This window comes from Acinetobacter sp. 228 (genome assembly GCF_048147885.1).
Genome location: NZ_JAYWYV010000267.1, coordinates 1 through 1,374, shown reverse-complemented (window position 1 = coordinate 1,374; position 1,374 = coordinate 1). Strand labels below are relative to the sequence as shown.

Annotated in this window: 2 protein-coding genes; one reads left to right on the top strand and one right to left on the bottom strand. The window is 39.8% G+C overall.

Features of this window, described 5'->3' with window-relative positions; all coding sequences use genetic code 11:
• Nucleotides 1-525 (top strand): ATP-binding protein (locus VXQ92_RS18075; protein ID WP_416682736.1); only part of this gene is annotated, 525 nt, incomplete at its 5' end.
• A 69-nt stretch (nt 526-594) separates the two neighbouring features.
• Here VXQ92_RS18075 and VXQ92_RS18070 read toward each other — a convergent pair.
• The coding region (locus VXQ92_RS18070) for an alpha/beta fold hydrolase (RefSeq protein WP_416682735.1) at nt 595-1,374 on the bottom strand (780 nt) is incomplete at its 5' end.

Below are 1,374 nucleotides of genomic sequence, written 5' to 3'. Positions count from 1 at the left end.
AATGATTTACTACTGTTATCAAATTTAGAAAATAATAAGAAAATCGCAAAAAATCAGATTATTGAAATGCCGAGCTTAATGAATCAATTATTTGATGATGCTCAGGCCTACAATGCCGATTATGGGCATACACTCAATTTACACATTGATAGCCACTGTGACCTCATCGGTTCTGACATGGAAATTGCCAGTGCATTTAGTAATTTAATTACCAATGCCATTAAGTACACACCAAAAGGCGGAACCATTACCATTGGCTGGCACGATGACGGTGAGCATGCTTACTTTAGTGTACAAGATACCGGTATCGGCATTAACCCTAAACATTTGCCGCGTCTAACTGAACGCTTCTACCGTGTAGACAGCGACCGTAGTCGTCAAACCGGTGGAACAGGTTTAGGCTTGGCGATTGTAAAACACGTACTCATGCAACACGGCGCCTATTTAGACGTGCAATCTAAAGAAAATGAAGGGTCAACCTTTACCGCAGTGTTTCCAAAAGAAAGACTCTATAACATGACTTAAAATCATCTTTCTTCAAATATAAAAAGCCGACTTATGAAAAGTCGGCTTTTTTGTAGCATTTAAACCTATTTATTTAAAATTTGAACAATAAGATTTCGCCTGTTTTTTCTCTATTGCATTTAAAAAGTCAGTGGCAAAAGTATTACTCTGACGTAGTGCATCACGATGATCTCCACCATCAATCGTTTGATAAATGGTTGGCTTTTTTAATTTACATAGCTGTTGGTAATAAGCGTATGTTCCTCTAGGGTCGACTAAATGATCTTTAGTACCTTGAACAATCATTAACGGTACAGTCGGTACCATGTTTTCAATTGACTGTTCTTTAAGATAAGTCAAAAGAGATTTTAAATCTGCATTAGGTCGAAATATGCTAGAAGGAGATTTCTTCAAATCAGATTGAAGTTCAGATAAACAGCGGCTACGTGCTTGAGTCAGCACATTGCCCATTTCTGGACTGACTAAATTCTCAGGAATAATACTTGGCTCTGCTGCTTGCGCTCCCAATAATACAATCGGGAAAAATGCTGCCACACTTGGTTCTGGGCTCGGATTAGTTTTCACATATTCTGCAATGCCTTCATATTGATAGCCGCCTGGTGCAAGAGCAATCGCTCCTTTTAGATCGAGTTCAGGAGCATCTTTTTGACCATAAGCCGCCACGGTAATAGCAGCAGCACCGCCTTGGCTATGTCCCATCACCAACCACTGTTGATTAAAATCTTTTGGCTTAAGCATATGTAATGCGCGCACTGCATCTACTACTGTATGCAATTGGCTCTTTGCATTCATATAAGGATGTGCGCCTAAAGTGCCCAGACCTTGATAATCAGGTGCGACTACTGCATA